We start from the raw sequence: 1,927 nt of genomic DNA on the forward strand, positions 1-1,927 counted from the left end.
GGTGGGAGCCGATGGCGAAGCGATGCACCTCGTCGCGCAGGCGCTGGACGAAATAGAGCACCGGGTCGCGCACCGGCAGCGTGAAAGAGTCCCTGCCCTTGACGAAGAAGCGCTCGCGCCCGGCGTCGCGGTCCTGGCCCTTGGCGATGCCGATGGCGACGACCCGGTCCTCGATGCCGAGACCGGACAGGATCTTGCGCACCGCCGTCATCTGGCCCTGGCCGCCGTCGATCAGGATGACGTCCGGCCATGCCGGGAAGCTGCCGTTTCCCTCGACAAGATCCTCGGCCGCATCGTCCTCGGCCTCCGCGCCCGCTCCGATTGAAGGCTGGACGTCGCCATGCTCCCTGAGCAGCCGCGAGAAGCGGCGCTCCATCACCTCGCGCATCATGCCGAAATCGTCACCGGGCGTGATCTCGGTCGAGCGGATGTTGAACTTTCGGTACTGGTTCTTCACAAAACCTTCCGGCCCGGCGACGACCATGGCGCCGACCGCATTGGTGCCCATGATGTGCGAGTTGTCGTAGACCTCGATGCGCACTGGCGGCCTTGCGAGGCCGAAGGTCTCGGCAAAGCCTTGCAATAGCCGCGCCTGCGTCGACGTTTCCGCCAGCCTGCGGCCGAGCGCCTCACGCGCGTTCTGCAGCGCGTGATCGGTGAGATCCTTCTTCTCGCCGCGCTGCGGCACCGAGATCGCTATCCTGCGCCCGGCGCGGGTTGACAGCGCCTCGGCGAGCAGCTCCTGCTCCTGCACCGACTGGGAAAGAAGCAGCGTACGCGCCGGCAGCTTGTCGTCATAGAACTGCGCGAGGAAGGAGCCCAGCACCTCGGCCGGCTCCAGCGCCGGATCGGCCTTGGGAAAATAGGCGCGGTTGCCCCAGTTCTGGCCGGTGCGGAAGAAGAACACCTGGATGCAGGTCTGGCCGCCTTCCTGGTGGATGGCAAAGACATCCGCCTCCTCCACCGTCTGCGGGTTGATGCCCTGATGCGCCTGCACATGCGATAGCGCCGCGAGGCGATCCCGGTAGATAGCGGCCCGCTCGAAATCGAGCTCTTCGGAGGCTTGTTGCATGGCGGCCGAGATCTCGGTCTTCACCTTCTGACTGCGGCCGGAGAGAAAATCCTTCGCCTCGGCAACCAGCTCGGCATAGCCCCGATGCGATATCTCGCCGGTGCAGGGACCGGCGCAACGCTTGATCTGGTAGAGCAGGCAAGGTCGCGTGCGGTTCTCGTAGAAGGAATCCGTGCAGCTTCGCAGCAGAAAGGCGCGCTGCAGCGAATTGATGGTGCGCCCGACCGCGCCGGCGGAAGCGAAGGGCCCAAAATAGTCGCCCTTGCGCGAGCGCGCGCCGCGATGCTTGTAGATGCCGGGCGAGACATGGTCGCCAGTAAGCAGGATGTAAGGGAACGACTTGTCGTCCCGCATCAGCACGTTGAAGCGGGGCCTCAGCCGCTTGATGAGGTTGGCCTCGAGCAGCAGCGCCTCGATCTCGGTGCGAGTGACGACGAATTCCATCGTCGCCGTCTCGCGCACCATGCGGCCGATGCGGGCGGTGTGGAAGCGCCCGTGCGCATAGTTGGTGACGCGCTTCTTCAGGCTGCGCGCCTTGCCGACATAGAGCACGTCGCCGGCGGCATTCATCATTCGGTAGACGCCCGGCTGGTTGGGCAGCCGCTTGACCAAGGTCTGGATCACCTCGGCACCGACCATGCCGTCGGCGTCGCCGGCATGCGGCGTCCAGTCGATCGCGGTGAAAGCAACGTCGGGACCGGCGACAACCGCCTCCGGCTCGACGATCTCCTCCGACGCCTCGTCCTCGATATCGAGATCGGGCGGCAAATCATCGCCGGCGCCGATGGGGCTGTGTTTTTGGGCAGGACTCATTCCACCATGCCTGTCACATCGGGCGTCTGCCATGCAAGATGC

The 1,927-nt window shown here is 65.4% G+C and carries 1 protein-coding gene; it reads right to left on the reverse strand.

Annotated features, from left to right (window positions below; translation table 11 throughout):
- Positions 1-1,885 (reverse strand): excinuclease ABC subunit UvrC (gene uvrC, locus EOA32_RS36680; protein WP_128374269.1); only part of this gene is annotated, 1,885 nt, incomplete at its 3' end.
- Between the last annotated feature and the right edge of the window lie 42 nt (positions 1,886-1,927).

The organism is Mesorhizobium sp. M1A.F.Ca.ET.072.01.1.1 (genome assembly GCF_004023325.1).
GTDB lineage: Bacteria > Pseudomonadota > Alphaproteobacteria > Rhizobiales > Rhizobiaceae > Mesorhizobium.